The organism is Streptomyces gardneri (genome assembly GCF_006539185.1).
Lineage (GTDB): Bacteria > Actinomycetota > Actinomycetes > Streptomycetales > Streptomycetaceae > Streptomyces > Streptomyces gardneri.
Genome location: NZ_BJMN01000031.1, coordinates 1 through 13,796, shown reverse-complemented (window position 1 = coordinate 13,796; position 13,796 = coordinate 1). Strand labels below are relative to the sequence as shown.

Annotated in this window: 12 protein-coding genes and 1 pseudogene; 5 read left to right on the top strand and 8 right to left on the bottom strand. The window is 72.7% G+C overall.

Annotation, left to right across the window (positions count from 1 at the left end; genetic code table 11):
* Positions 1–66: 66 nt before the first annotated feature.
* Together SGA01_RS23455 and SGA01_RS23450 are read left to right on the top strand one after the other, a co-directional pair.
* The gene (locus tag SGA01_RS23455; RefSeq protein ID WP_141298391.1) at positions 67–405 is read left to right on the top strand and encodes a hypothetical protein; all 339 of its coding nucleotides are present in this window, start codon (positions 67–69) and stop codon (positions 403–405) included.
* A gap of 76 nt (positions 406–481) precedes the next feature.
* Positions 482–751: a DUF6343 family protein gene (locus SGA01_RS23450; protein WP_141298390.1), complete on the top strand. Its 270-nt coding sequence runs from the start codon at positions 482–484 to the stop codon at positions 749–751.
* 10 nt (positions 752–761) lie between these two features.
* Here the strand turns inward: SGA01_RS23450 and SGA01_RS23445 are convergent, their stop codons facing one another.
* From SGA01_RS23445 to rpsA, 4 genes are all read right to left on the bottom strand, one after another.
* Positions 762–1,130 (bottom strand): tetratricopeptide repeat protein, encoded by a 369-nt coding sequence (locus tag SGA01_RS23445; RefSeq protein ID WP_055644140.1) that lies wholly within the window; start codon positions 1,128–1,130, stop codon positions 762–764.
* 123 nt (positions 1,131–1,253) lie between these two features.
* Positions 1,254–1,859: a dephospho-CoA kinase gene (gene coaE, locus SGA01_RS23440; RefSeq protein ID WP_141298389.1), complete on the bottom strand. Its 606-nt coding sequence runs from the start codon at positions 1,857–1,859 to the stop codon at positions 1,254–1,256.
* A 54-nt stretch (positions 1,860–1,913) separates the two neighbouring features.
* On the bottom strand, positions 1,914–2,852 hold the full coding sequence (locus tag SGA01_RS23435) for a PAC2 family protein (RefSeq protein ID WP_055644138.1): 939 nt from the start codon (positions 2,850–2,852) through the stop codon (positions 1,914–1,916).
* A 188-nt stretch (positions 2,853–3,040) separates the two neighbouring features.
* The gene (gene rpsA, locus SGA01_RS23430; RefSeq protein ID WP_030325237.1) at positions 3,041–4,555 is read right to left on the bottom strand and encodes a 30S ribosomal protein S1; all 1,515 of its coding nucleotides are present in this window, start codon (positions 4,553–4,555) and stop codon (positions 3,041–3,043) included.
* 355 nt (positions 4,556–4,910) lie between these two features.
* Here rpsA and SGA01_RS23425 point away from each other — a divergent pair, with 355 nt between their 5' ends.
* Together SGA01_RS23425 and hrpB are read left to right on the top strand one after the other, a co-directional pair.
* Entirely contained in the window at positions 4,911–5,759 is an 849-nt protein-coding gene (locus SGA01_RS23425) for a class I SAM-dependent methyltransferase (protein WP_141298388.1), read from the top strand.
* Positions 5,760–5,836: 77 nt separating this feature from the next.
* Entirely contained in the window at positions 5,837–8,398 is a 2,562-nt protein-coding gene (hrpB, locus tag SGA01_RS23420) for an ATP-dependent helicase HrpB (protein ID WP_141298387.1), read from the top strand.
* On the opposite strand, the gene pgfA is transcribed toward hrpB, so the two are convergent.
* The 3 genes from pgfA to SGA01_RS23405 all read right to left on the bottom strand — a co-directional run bounded on the left by pgfA (position 8,382) and on the right by SGA01_RS23405 (position 11,575).
* Complete coding sequence (gene pgfA, locus SGA01_RS23415; RefSeq protein WP_141298386.1) at positions 8,382–9,377, bottom strand: cell envelope lipid trafficking protein PgfA; 996 nt, start codon at positions 9,375–9,377, stop codon at positions 8,382–8,384. The genes hrpB and pgfA overlap by 17 nt on opposite strands.
* Positions 9,378–9,386: 9 nt before the next feature.
* Complete coding sequence (locus tag SGA01_RS23410) at positions 9,387–9,527, bottom strand: SPW_0924 family protein (RefSeq protein ID WP_107105423.1); 141 nt, start codon at positions 9,525–9,527, stop codon at positions 9,387–9,389.
* Positions 9,528–9,697: 170 nt separating this feature from the next.
* Complete coding sequence (locus SGA01_RS23405; protein ID WP_141298385.1) at positions 9,698–11,575, bottom strand: lytic transglycosylase domain-containing protein; 1,878 nt, start codon at positions 11,573–11,575, stop codon at positions 9,698–9,700.
* Between the two features lie 277 nt (positions 11,576–11,852).
* Here SGA01_RS23405 and SGA01_RS23400 point away from each other — a divergent pair, with 277 nt between their 5' ends.
* Positions 11,853–12,743 (top strand): DUF4184 family protein, encoded by an 891-nt coding sequence (locus tag SGA01_RS23400; protein WP_141298384.1) that lies wholly within the window; start codon positions 11,853–11,855, stop codon positions 12,741–12,743.
* 211 nt (positions 12,744–12,954) lie between these two features.
* On the opposite strand, the pseudogene SGA01_RS42200 reads toward SGA01_RS23400, so the two are convergent.
* A pseudogene (locus SGA01_RS42200) lies at positions 12,955–13,251 on the bottom strand (serine hydrolase); the annotation flags it as partial.
* Positions 13,252–13,796 lie beyond the last annotated feature (545 nt).

Below are 13,796 nucleotides of genomic sequence, written 5' to 3'. Positions count from 1 at the left end.
CCTGGACCGGGTGCACCCGAGGTGCCGCCGGGACAAGACCCGGACTCCGACAGAAGAGGAACCGCCATGTCCGTTCGCCGGCGTCTCACGACCGCCACCGGGGCCGTGCTGCTCACTCTCGCCGTCGCCGGCTGTTCGAGCCTGGACCGCACCATGGTCGGCACGCTCTCGTACGAGACGGATCGCGACGTCGTGGTGACCGTGACGAGCCCCTCGGTGAACGGCTGCCACCGCCTCCTCGTCCCGCGCGGGGCGACCAGGGTCGAGAACGACACCCTCGTCGACATCAGGCTGTACCCGACGCGCGACTGCAAGGGGAAGCACAACATCTACCTCCCCACCAGCACCAGCAACGAGATCGCGCCGGGCGCCTTGCCGTGGCGCAGCTACAGCGTCATCCACTGACCGGTTCCCTCCACCCGCCGCAGGGTCCATCCTGGAAGAGCCCCCTTCGGGGCTCGGACGGGAGATGGTGACCGTCATGCGTTCCGGGAACGAACCGGCGACCGCGCGCAGTCCCCTGCGCATGCGGTTCTGGCTGGCTGTGTGGGGACTGCTCTGGGCCGCCTTCGGTACGACCGTCTTCTCACTGGTGGGCCGTCCCGGCTGGGCGGCGGCATGCGGGGTGCTCTTCCTCGTGGTGGTGTGCGACCTGGCGATGGTGCTGCACCACATCCACCAGGGCCCGCACTGGCAGCCGGGCCGGAACATCCCGCCGTACGAACCCGATCACGGCGGCACGGGCCGCTGAACCGCGGCCGTCAGTTCCGCGTGTCGAACCCCGCCGCCTGGAGGTACTCCGGCTTCGGGTCGAGTGCGGCGGCGAGCCGGAAGTGCCGGGTGGCCTGCGCGGTCTGCCCGGAGCGCTCGAAGGTGCGGGCCAGGGCGAAGTGGGCGAACGCGTTGTCCGGCTCGCGCTCCAGGACCAGCTCGAACTCCAGCTGGGCCGGACGGAGCTGGGCGGCGGCGAAGAACGCCCGGGCCCGCAGCAGTCGCGCGGCCGTGTTCTCGGGGTGGGCGGCGATCACCGAGTCCAGCAGCTTCACGGCGCCACGCGGGTCCCGCGCGGCCAGCAGGTGCTCGGCGGCGCGGAAGTCGATGACGTGCGTTTCCGGGTTCGTGTCGGCCACGATGGCATCCTTCCCTTGATGAGGTGAAGGAACACCGAACCCGGCGGCCGCATTCCGCCGGTGCTCCGCCCGGTTGCCGACCCCGGCGCCTGACGCGCAGCGCCGGGTGGCGGGTGACGGGTCTCAGGCCGGGTCGGCGGCCCGGCGCTCCAGCTCGTCCCAGACCTTCCGCACCTGCGGTTCCAGCGCCTCCAGCGGGCCGTCGTTGTCGATCACGAGGTCCGCGATCGCCAGTCGCTGGGCCCGCGTGGCCTGGGCGGCCATCCGGGCCCGGGCCTCGGCCTCGGCCATGCCCCGGAGGCGTACGAGCCGGTCGAGCTGGGTCTCGGGAGACGCGTCCACGACCACTACCAGGTCGTAGAGCGGCGCGAGCCCGTTCTCGGTGAGCAGGGGTACGTCGTGGACGACGACGTCTCCGGCGCCCGCCCGGCTCTCCAGCTCCGCAGATCGCGCCCCGACCAGGGGGTGCACGAGGGCGTTCAGGGTGGCCAGCCGGTCGGCGTCGGCGAAGACGATGGAGCCGAGCTTCGGCCGGTCGAGCGTCCCGCTCTCGGTCAGGACGGCTTCCCCGAAGGCCTCCACGACGGCCGCGAGCCCCGGTGTCCCGGGTTCGACGACCTCGCGGGCGATCCGGTCCGCGTCGATCAGCACGGCTCCGTACGAGACGAGCAGCCGCGACACTTCGCTCTTGCCGGCGCCGATCCCGCCGGTCAGGCCCACCTTCAGCATGAGCGGCAGCTTAGGGCCTGTCCGACGAGGACCGCGCGTCGCCCCCGGGGAGGGCTACGCGTCGCCCTCCCGCTCGGCGAGGAAGCGCTCGAACTCGCGGCCCAGCTCGTCGGCCGACGGCAGGTCGACCGGCTCGGCGACCAGGCTGCCGCGGGTCTCGGCGCCGGCCACCGCGTCGTACTGGTGCTCAAGGCCCTGGACGAGCGCGACCAGCTCCTCGTCGCCCTCGCCGATCTGGCGGTCGATCTCGGTCTGGGTGCGGCGGGCCTCCGTCCGCAGCGCGTGGGCGACGCCCGGGAGCACGAGGCCGGTGGCGGCCGTGACGGCCTCGAGGACGGTCAGGGCGGCATCCGGGTACGGCGAGCGAGCCACGTAGTGCGGGACGTGGGCGGCGACGCCGAGGGTGTCGTGGCCGGACTCCGAGAGCCGGTACTCGACGAGGGACTCGGCGCTGCCGGGGACCTGGGCCTCGTCGAAGGGGCTGGTGTGCCCGGGCATCAGGTCCGTCCGGGTGCCGTGCGGGGTGAGGCCGACGGGGCGGGTGTGCGGTACGCCCATGGGGATGCCGTGGAAGTTGACCGCGAGGCGCACGCCGAGCCGCTCGACGATCTGCCCGACGGCGGCGGCGAACCGCTCCCACTCGACGTCGGGCTCGGGGCCCGAGAGGACCAGGAAGGGTGCCCCGGTGGCGTCCTGGACGAGGCGGACCTCGATGGACGGCGTCTCGTACGCGGTCCAGCGGTCGCGCCGGAAGGTCAGCAGGGGGCGGCGGGCGCGGTAGTCCACGAGCCTGTCGTGGTCGAAGCGGGCCACCAGCTGGTGGGGAAGGGTGTCGAGCAGCCGCTCGACGATCTGCTCACCCGTCTCGCCGGCGTCGATGTAGCCGTCGAAGTGGTACAGCATGACCAGCCCGGCCGACTCCTGCGCCAGGGCCAGGTCCACGACGGCCAGGCCCTTCGGGTCCCATTCGTACAAATCCTGGGGATCAAGCACGATTACCGCTCCTCCTCGTGTTCTCTCTGGCAACGCCGTGAGCCGCACCACCATTCCCGCGCGGGCCGATCTTCCGGAGGAGGAGTCCGGCAGGGCCTCGGCAAAGTCGCGGAAACGACCGAGGCCCGCTCCCCCGAAGGGAAGCGGGCCTCGATTCGCTAGCGGCTAGCGCTCAGCGGAGAGCCTGTTCAGCTCTGGCCGCCGGCGAGCTTCTCGCGGAGGGCGGCGAGCGCCTCGTCCGACGCCAGGGCGCCGGAGTTGTCGTCCGACTCCGAGGAGTACGAACCACCCGAGATGCCCGCACCGGCGTTGCCACCGGCGGCCGGGGCGGCAGCGCCCTCGGCAGCGGCGGCCTCGTCGGCCTCGCGGGACTTGATGACCTGAGCCTGGTGCTGCTCGAAACGAGCCTGCGCCTCGGCGTACTGGGTCTCCCAGGCCTCGCGCTGGGTCTCGAAGCCCTCGAGCCAGTCGTTGGTCTCGGGGTCGAAGCCCTCGGGGTAGATGTAGTTGCCCTGGTCGTCGTAGGACGCGGCCATGCCGTACAGGGTCGGGTCGAACTCGACCGAGGCCGGGTCGGCACCGAAGGACTCGTTGGCCTGCTTCAGCGAGAGGCTGATGCGACGACGCTCGAGGTCGATGTCGATGACCTTGACGAAGATCTCGTCGTTGACCTGGACGACCTGCTCCGGGATCTCCACGTGGCGCTCGGCCAGCTCGGAGATGTGGACCAGACCCTCGATGCCCTCGTCCACGCGGACGAACGCACCGAACGGAACCAGCTTGGTGACCTTACCCGGGACGACCTGACCGATCTGGTGCGTACGGGCGAACTGCTGCCACGGGTCCTCCTGCGTCGCCTTCAGCGACAGGGAGACACGCTCGCGGTCCATGTCGACGTCGAGAACCTCGACGGTGACCTCCTGGCCGACCTCGACAACCTCGGACGGGTGGTCGATGTGCTTCCAGGACAGCTCGGAGACGTGCACGAGACCGTCGACGCCACCCAGGTCCACGAAGGCACCGAAGTTGACGATCGAGGAAACGACGCCGGAGCGGACCTGACCCTTCTGCAGGGTGGTGAGGAACGTCTGGCGAACCTCGGACTGGGTCTGCTCGAGCCAGGCACGGCGGGACAGGACCACGTTGTTGCGGTTCTTGTCCAGCTCGATGATCTTCGCCTCGAGCTCCTTGCCCACGTAGGGCTGGAGGTCGCGGACGCGACGCATCTCGACGAGGGAGGCCGGCAGGAAGCCACGGAGGCCGATGTCGAGGATGAGACCACCCTTGACGACCTCGATGACGGTACCGGTGACGATCCCGTCCTCTTCCTTGATCTTCTCGATGGTGCCCCAGGCGCGCTCGTACTGGGCACGCTTCTTCGAGAGGATCAGGCGGCCTTCCTTGTCCTCCTTCTGGAGAACCAGGGCCTCGATCTCGTCGCCGACCTTGACGACCTCGTTCGGGTCGACGTCGTGCTTGATCGAGAGCTCGCGGCTCGGGATCACGCCTTCGGTCTTGTAACCGATGTCGAGCAGGACCTCGTCCCGGTCGACCTTCACGATGACGCCGTCGACGATGTCGCCGTCGTTGAAGTACTTGATCGTCTCGTCGATCGCGGCGAGGAAGGCTTCCTCGTTACCGATGTCGTTGACCGCAACCTGCGGGGTGGTGCTGGTGGCGGTGGTCTCGGTGCTGCTCGTCATGTGGGAAAGGGCTCCGGTTACGGACAGAAAGTCGTAGGTACTGCTACGCCGAGAGCCCGTATCGCACCAAGAAGCCGGACAGCCAATGAAGCCCCTGCCCGCGAAACGGGAGGTGCCTCGAAAACCGAGGGGACATACAACAGGTACGAGCGCGGCCTGCTCCGTCTGAGGCGCGCAGGCCCGCAGCGCAACCTTTAGCATACGGGGGCGGCCGGACAGGGTCAATGCGCGAAGCGCGCACCAGGGGCAGAACCGCGCAAACCCGGCACATTTTCTTGTCCGCCGCGCCGGATCCACGCCGCATCGGCGGGTCGGCCACGGGCGGCACTGAGCGCAAACTACATCGGCGGGCGAGATGAACCAAGAGTACGAACAGCACGAGGGCCGGGACGAGGCCGAGGACGACGCCGAGGCGACCCGGCGTGACGCGGGGGACGCGGAGAGCAGCCGGGCGAGCCGCGGCTGGTGGGACCGGAACGCGGACGAGTACCAGAGCGAGCACGGGGCCTTCCTGGGCGACGACCGGTTCGTATGGGGGCCCGAGGGGCTCGACGAGGCCGAGGCGGAGCTGCTCGGCCCGGCCGCCTCGCTGAAGGGGCGTGACGTCCTGGAGATCGGCGCGGGGGCGGCGCAGTGCTCGCGCTGGCTGGCGGCGCAGGGCGCGCGGCCGGTCGCCCTCGACCTCTCTCACCGGCAGCTCCAGCACGCGCTGCGGATCGGCGGGGGCGTGCCGCTGGTCGAGGCGGACGCCGGGGCGCTGCCCTTCCGGGACGGCTCCTTCGACCTGGTCTGCGCGGCGTACGGCGCGGTCCCGTTCGTCGCCGATCCGGTACGGGTCTTCCGTGAGGTCCGCCGGGTGCTGCGGCCCGGCGGCCGCTGGGTCTTCTCGGTGACGCACCCGATCCGCTGGGCGTTCCCGGACGAGCCGGGGCCGGAGGGTCTGTCGGTGGCGGCCTCGTACTTCGACCGCACGCCCTACGTCGAGCAGGACGAGCAGGGCCGGGCCGTGTACGTGGAGCACCACAGGACGCTCGGGGACCGGGTGCGGGACGTGGTGGCCGGCGGCTTCCGGCTCGTGGATCTGGTCGAGCCGGAGTGGCCGGCCTGGAACAGTCAGGAGTGGGGCGGCTGGTCCCCGCTCCGGGGGAACCTGATCCCGGGCACGGCGATCTTCGTCTGCGAACGCCAGGATCAGTCCTCTTAACAGGAGCAGTCCTATTAATGGGTGGGTCCTGTGGACAACCGGACCCGCCTTTTCTCGGCGCGTACGAGACTGAGTGCGTGATCCGAAACGACGCACTCGACCTGCTTCCCGTCCGCCATGCCGTGCCCGAGCTGCTGACCGCGCTCGCGGAGCGCGGCACGGCGGTGCTCCACGCGCCGCCCGGCACCGGCAAGACGACGCTGGTGCCGCTCGCGCTCGCGGGGCTCATAGGGGACGGACCGAAGCGGCGGGTGCTGGTGGCCGAGCCGCGCCGGATGGCGGTGCGCGCGGCGGCGCGGCGGATGGCCTGGCTGCTCGGCGAGGAGGTCGGCGGGACCGTCGGCTTCTCGGTGCGCGGTGAGCGGCGGGTGGGTCCCGCGACCCGGGTCGAAGTGGTGACGACGGGTCTCCTGCTCCAGCGGCTGCAGCGCGACCCCGAGCTGGTGGGTGTGGACGTGGTGCTGCTCGACGAGTGCCACGAGCGGCATCTGGACGCCGATACGGCCCTGGCCTTCCTCGTCGACGTGCGCACGGCCCTGCGGCCGGAGCTGAAGCTGATCGCGGCCTCGGCGACGAGCGACGCGGAGGCGTGGGCGCGGCTTCTGACGTCCGTGGACGGCGGCGACCCCGCGCCGATCGTGCGGAGCGAGGGCGAGGGGCACGGGTACGCGGTCCGGTTCGCCGCTCCCCCGGCCGGGATCCGGCCCGCGCACGGCACCTGGGTGGACCCGGCGCTGCTGCGGCATGTGGCGGCGACGGTCCGGCTGGCGATGGAGCGGCACGAGGGGGACGTCCTCTGCTTCCTTCCCGGTACGGGGGAGATCGCGCGGACGGCGGGACTGCTCGCGGGTCTGGACGCGGAGGTGCTCCAGCTGCACGGCCGGGCGCCGGCGGCGGTGCAGGACGCGGTCCTGAGGGGTGCCGGGCCGGACGGGCGGCGCCGTGTGGTGCTGTCGACCTCGGTGGCGGAGTCGAGCCTGACGGTGCCCGGGGTCCGGATCGTCGTGGACTCGGGGCTCGCGCGGGAGCCCCGGATGGACCACGCGCGGGGGCTGGGGTCGCTGGCGACGGTGCCGGTGTCGACCGCGGCGGCCACCCAGCGGTCCGGGCGCTCGATGCGTGAGGCCTTCGGCACCGTCTACCGGTGCTGGGCGGAGGCCGAGGACGGGAACCGGGCTCGGTTCCCTTCCCCCGAGATCAGGATCGCCGACCTCGCGGACTTCGCCCTGCGGGTCGCGTGCTGGGGCGATCCGACGGCGGAGGGGCTCGCTCTGCTCGATGCGCCGCCCGCGGGGGCGATGGCGGCGGCCCGTTCCGTGCTGGCGGCGGTGGGCGCCGTGGACGAGGACGGCCGGGCCACCGAGCGCGGGGGGCGGCTGTCGAGGCTCGGGCTCCACCCCCGGCTGGGTCGGGCCCTGGTCGACGGCGCCGCCGAGGTGGGCGTCCGGCGGGCGGCGGAGGTGGTGGCGCTGCTGAGCGAGGAGCCTCCCCGGGAGTACGGGGACGATCTGACGGCGGCCTGGCGGTCGGCTCGCCGGGGCGGGGACGGGTACGCGGCCCGGTGGAAGGCGGAGGCGCGGCGCCTGGAGCGTTCGGCCGGCGAGGCGGCCGAGGCGGGGAGGGAAGGAACGGGCGGGGTCGGCTCGCGGGCGGGCGGTGAGGACGCCGTGGCCGGGTTGGTGACGGCGCTGGCCTTTCCGGAGCGGGTGGCCAGGGCCCGGGAGCAGGACGGCTATCTGATGGTGTCGGGCAGCGGGGCCCGGCTCGCCGAGGGTTCGGGGCTGCGGTCCACTCCGTGGCTGGCCGTGGCGGTGGCGGACCGCACGGCGCGGGACGCCACGGCGCGGGTGCGGCTGGCGGCCGTGGTGGACGAGGGCACGGCCCGGTGGGCGGCGGGTCATCTGCGGGCCACGGGCGAGGAGGTCCACTGGGAGGACGGCGATGTGGTGGCGCGCTCGGTGGACCGGCTGGGCGCGGTCGAGCTGACCGTGCGGCCCCTGGGGTCCGGTGCCGCGCCCGCTCTCGTGCGGGAGGCGCTGCTCGACGGGCTGCGGCGGGAGGGGGTCGGGCTGCTGCGGTGGAGCCGGGACGCCTCGGAGCTGCGCGAGCGGCTCGCGTTCCTGTACGGGGAGCTGGGCGAGCCCTGGCCGGACGTGGCGGACGGGGCGCTGGTCGACCGGGCCGAGGAGTGGCTGGAGCCGGAGCTGTCCCGGGCCGCGCGCCGGGCCGATCTGGGGCGGATCGACGCCGGGCAGGCCTTGCGGCGGCTGCTGCCCTGGGCGACGGGCGAGGCGGGCCGGCTGGACGAGCTCGCGCCGGAGCGGATCGAGGTGCCGAGCGGTTCGCGGATACGGGTCGAGTACGGCGACGGGCGGCCGGTGCTCGCGGTGAAGCTCCAGGAGATGTTCGGCCTGGCCGAGACGCCCCGGGTGGCGGGCGTGCCGGTCCTGGTCCATCTGCTCTCCCCCGCCGGGCGGCCGGCGGCCGTCACCGCCGACCTGGCGTCGTTCTGGCGGGAGGGTTATCGCGCCGTCCGGGCGGAGCTGAGGGGCCGGTATCCGAAGCATCCGTGGCCGGAGGACCCGTCCGTGGCGGAAGCGACTCGGCACACCAGCGCGCGGCTCAGACGGGAGCGGTGACGGGGCCCGGCGGCGGCGATCCTGCCGGCGGCGCCGCCGGGCGACGGGAGCGGGCCTCCAGCCAGAAGGCGAGGGCGAGGAGGGCGAGGGCCAGGACGGTGAGGCTCCAGGGCATGTAGGAGACGAGCATCATGACCATCAGACGGTTGGAGCCGACCATCTCGACGATGCTGTCGACGTAGTCGCCGCGCATCTTCACGTGCCCCTCGAAGACGGTGATGGTGTCCTGGCCCATCAGGGCCTTGGCGTTGCGGAGCTCCTCCCTGTGGATCTCCTCGCCGTTGACGGGGGCGCCGGTGACCGGTTCGACCCAGAACATGCGCTTGGTGGTGTACCAGCGGGTGAGGCCCGAGTCGGCGAGGACCTGCGGGGTGATGCCCTTGACCGGCATGGCCTTGGGCATGGGGACCTTGGTCCAGGGGACGGTCTGCTCGAAGTAGTAGACCTCCAGGCCGCGGAAGGTCTGCGTGCCCTTGTAGTGGATGGGGGCCGAGGTCCGGGTCTGGGCGTCGAAGTACTGGTAGTCCCGCTTCTCGGTGAGGAAGGGCCACTTGAACTCGATGCCCTCGCGTCGGACCGGGTCGCCGTCGACCGTTTCGCCGGTGGCGTTGACGGGGTCCTGGGTGTGGGCGTCGAAGATGTACCGCTCGGGGATCTTGGAGACCATCTTGCCGTCGGGGCCCGTGACATAGGCGAGGGCGTCCCAGACGACGACGTCGCGCCCGGCGTCGCGTTCGATCCGCTTCGACTCCTCCACGTTGCCCTTGAGGGTCTGGATGATCGTGATCTTCTCGACCTTCTCGGCCTTGAGCGTGGAGTAGTTGAGGAGGGTCGCCGGCCGGGCCTCCAGGACGGTCTCCTGGTACTGGTTCGGCGGGATCTTCGCCAGGCGCGGGAAGGCGTACCACCGCAGGGTCGGGGCCATCGCGGCGCAGCAGACGGCGAGGGCGAGCAGGACGAGGCTGGCTCGGCGGCGCACGGTCGCCCCCTACTTCTTCGGGCCGGGGTCGGCGGTCAGTAGCGGTTTGGGCGAGGTGGGCCCGTCGGGCGGCAGATCTACCAGGGAGACGAGGAGGACGAAGAGGAGGACTGGGGCGAGTCCGATGGCGACGGCGACAAGGGCGCGCATGGTCGGCCTCCCACTGCTCGATCTGATAGGGCGTCAGGTCGGGCACCGTAGCAACGCGGCCGTGAGATGAGAACACGTTGCACCCGGGTAACGCGGAGCGCCGCCCCCCCGCGTCCGGTGTGGACGGAGGGGCGGCGCTGGAGGACGCGACGCGGGGAGGGGTCCTTGGGTCAGGCCGAGGGCGACGGGGAGGAGGTGGCCTCGGGCGAGTCGGTCGGAGCGTCGCTCGTGGAGGGCGTGGGCTCCGGGGTCGACGGCTCGGGGGTGGGCTCGGGCGCCGCGACCGTGAGCTCGACGAAGGTGCTGCCGCCGCCGGGCGCCGTCAGCTTGAGGAAGAACGTGCCGGCCTTGTCGCCCGCGAGGAGGTCGCCGGGGGCGAGGGTGATCAGGCCGTCCGCGTCGGTCGTGAAGACCTTGGTCCTGGCCGTCGCGCCCGCCTCGCCCTTGAAGTACGGGCCCTCGGTGCTCGCGTCGGTCGCGGTCTTCGAGGTGACGACAGCGCCGGTGACGAGGACACCGGGGGCGAGCGCGCCCTTGTCGGTGGCCTTCACCCGCAGCTGCTGGGTGAACCCGGTGCCGGTGGTGGCGGCCAGGGCGGCGTCGCCGTCGAGCCGCGTGAGGGTGTCCGCCTGACGGGCGGTGACCGTCGCGGTGAACTCGGCGGCCAGGGTGCGGTTCACGACGGTGGCCCGGACCGTGAAGGGGCCGACCTTCTGGCCCGCCTGCAGCGCGGGAGAGGCCGCCAGGCCGCTCGACCCGGTGGTGACGGTGGCCGTGGTCCTCGCGCCGGCGAAGCGGGCGTCGGTGCTTCCGACGATCTCGAACTTGATGCTCACCCCGGTGACCGGCGCGCCCGAGGCGTCGAGCGCCGCGACCGTGGGGGCCTTGCCGAAGGCGTTCCCGGTGGTGGCCGTCAGCGCACCGGTCGCGACCGTCGTCAGCCGCGCGACCCTGGCGGCCGGCGGGACGGTGGGATTCGTCGTCGGCGGGACGGTCGGCTTCGTCGGCGGAACCGTGGGCTTCGTCGGCGGGGTGGTCGGGGTCTTGCCGGGGTCCGTCGTCGCCGGCGGGGTCTTCGGGGGGACGCCCGTCTCGGACGGCTTCGGGTCCGGCGTCACCGGCTTCGGCGCGGACGTCGTCGGCGCGGGCGTCGTCGGGAGGGGCGAGTACGGCGGGGTGGACGCGGGGCGGTTGCCCCGGCCGCGGTTGTCGCTGCGGTCGACCGGCAGCACTCCCGTGCCGTCCGGGACCTGGTGGGTGCCCCGCTTGTAGTACTCGAACCAGGACAGGACCGTGTTCAGGTACTCCGTCGAGCGGTTGTAGCTGAGGACGGCGCGGTCGAGGTCGGCCTTGAGCGCGAGGTTCCGGTCGTTGGCGCAGAGGTAGAGACCGGCGGCCTGCGCGGCGTCGTAGATGTTGTTGGGGTCCTTCTTGCCGTCGCTGTTGGCGTCCTGACCCCAGGTCGCCCAGGTGGACGGGATGAACTGCATCGGGCCGACGGCTCGGTCGTGGATCTTGTCGCCGTCGTAGGCGCCGCCGTCGGTGTCCGAGATGTTGGCGAAGCCGACGCCGTTGAGGGCGGGGCCGAGGATCGGCGAGAGGGTCGTGCCGTTGGCGTCGACGCCACCGCCGCGCGCCTGCCCCGACTCGACCTTGCCGATGCCGGCGAGCAGCTGCCACGGCAGGTTGCAGCCGGGGTCGGTCGAGCGTACCGACGCCTCGGCGCGCTTGTAGGCGGCGAGGACGGACGCGGGTATGCCGGCCTCCGCGGGCCCGGTGATCACCGGCAGGTGGGTGGGCGCCCCCGGCTTGTTCGGGGTGTTCAGGGGCGGCAGTTCGGTGAAGTACGGGGAATCGCCCGTCGCGGAACCGTCGGACGGCGGCGTCGTGGCGTCCCCGGTGCCGATGGCCCGGTCGCCTCCCGCGTTGTCCGTGGGCGGCGGGATCATCTCCGGCGCCTGCGAGGCGGCGAGCGCCGCGACCGCCGCGGCCACCACCGCACCGCTGGTGGCCCCCTTGCGCAGCCGGCGGCCCAATTGCGCTGCCATACCTGTGGTCCCCTCCCCATCGACTGCGTCCCACGCTCCCCGCGTGTGACCTCTGGCGACCCTATGCCAACTCCGTACCGCCGGGTACTGACGCCTGACCGTGTTTCACGCTTTCGTCACCTCTCGGCCTCCTCGCGACCGGAGCCGGACCGGTGACCTCCGCACACATACGGGCCGAACGGCCTGAAACGGGAACCGACCTGCGGGTCCGACACCTCTTGCACTGCGGCCGTCGTCCGCCCCGGCCGCCGCCACCGGAACCGAGTTGGAGCCCGCCTTGCCGTTCACGCTGAGCCATGCCGCCGCCGTCCTGCCCGGGCTGCGGCGCGACGGGACCGCGCGCGGACCGCTCGTCGCCTCCGCGCTCGTCGCGGGCTCCTTCGCGCCTGACATGACCTACTTCGCGGCCACGGCGGTGCCCGGGGCGATGGTCTTCGGCGACGTCACCCACTCCCCCGTCGGGATCGTCACGGCCGACGTGCTGATCACCGCGGCGCTCGTGGCCCTGTGGCTGATCGTGCGCGAACCGCTCGTCGCGCTGCTGCCCGCCCGGTGGCGCGCGCGGGTGTTCGGGCTCGTGCGGGGACGCCCCTGGCGGGACCGGCACACGGCGGTGCTCGCGGGCTGGTTCTTCCTCTCGGCGGTGCTCGGTTCGACGACCCACGTGGTGTGGGACTCCTTCACCCACCTCGACCGCTGGGGCACGCGGGCGATCCCCTTCCTCGGCGAGCTCGTGGCCGGGTTCCCCGTCTACCTCTACGCGCAGTACGGGGGTTCCGCGCTGGCCCTGGGGCTCCTCGGCTGGTTCACGCTGCGGGCGCTGCGCTCCACCGCGCCGGACACGGAGCTGCCCGCCGCCGTGCCGGTCCCGGGCCGGCGAGGGCGGCTCGTCGCGGTCGGCCTCATCGGCGGGTGTGTCCTCGCCGGTGTCGCGCACCGGGTGCTGCGCTGGGCCGCGTACTGGGGCTGGGACCGGATCGAGACGCCCTTGGACGTCATTCCGACGGCCTGCTTCGGGGCCGGCGCGGGGCTCGCCGTCGGTCTCGTGCTGTACGGGACGGGGGCACGGTTCCTGGGAACGTCCCCCACTCCTGCGGCGGGTGCGGCGGCGCAGGAGGCAGAGGTCCCGGTGCGCCGGACGGAACGCTCCCGTCCGGGGTCTCGCTGATCCTGTGCCCGGGGGTGAAGCCGCGGGCCGCCGTGCCGCCGGCGAGTCCGCGGTGCACGGCGAGGGCGACCCCCTCCAGGGTGCGCACTCCGTACCGCATGGTGGGGTTGTCGTGGCTCAGCAGGGCCAGCCGGTAGTCGACGGCGGCGGTGCCGGTGGTGCCCGTGCCTCGGGCGATGCCGATGCTGTGGACGCGCCACTCGTGGGTGGCGCGGGGCAGCCAGCCGTTCTTGAGGTGGACCTTGACCGTGCGGGGCGCGCCCGCGGTGACGCCCCAGGCCTGGCTGCTGACGACCTGCCCCATCAGATCGAGTGCCTGGGTGCGGCGGGAGACGGCGGCGAGCAGGGCCAGTTGGTCACGGGCGGTGGTGCGGGTGAGGCCCCAGTAGCGGTCGTGGCCGAGGACGGTGTCCTGGGCGCCGGCCTCGCGCAGCACCCGGTTCAGGCGGGCGCGTGAGAGTTTCTGCCAGAGGTCGGTGGCGGCGGTGTTGTCGGAGCGGGTGATCATGGCCTTCATCCGCTGGGCCTCCAGGCGGGTGGGGGCGCGGCCCAGCTCCTCGGCCCGGCCGAGGACGGCCTGCAGGATGAGGACCTTGGCGATGCTGGCGGAGTCGTAGAGCCGGGTGTCCCCCAGCCGGCAGCGCAGTCCGCGGCCGGGGTCGTGGACGGCGACCGAGACCGTGCCGTCGCGGTCCTTCAGTGCCGCGGCGATGTCCTGGGACATACGGGCGGCGAGGGCGGGTTCGCGGGACGAGGTGCAGAGTGCGGGCGCCTGAGCCCGAGCCTGGTGCGCCTCGGCGGGCCAGGCGGTGCCGGTGGCTCCGAGGAGGGCGCCGAGGAGGGCCCAGGCTCGGAGGTGGGAGCGGCGGCGCGTGATCATGCTTCCCAGTCTTGGGAGCGGGGTGCTGGGGCGCGCCTCGGAGTGGTCCACCTGGCGCACACCCTGCGGGGCCCCAGAGGGGTCGCCCCCAGCCCAGCGGGACGATTGCCCACACGGGGGCGTACCGGGATGTACGCGTGACGGCAGGCGGGGCCCACTGCAAGGTGGGCCCC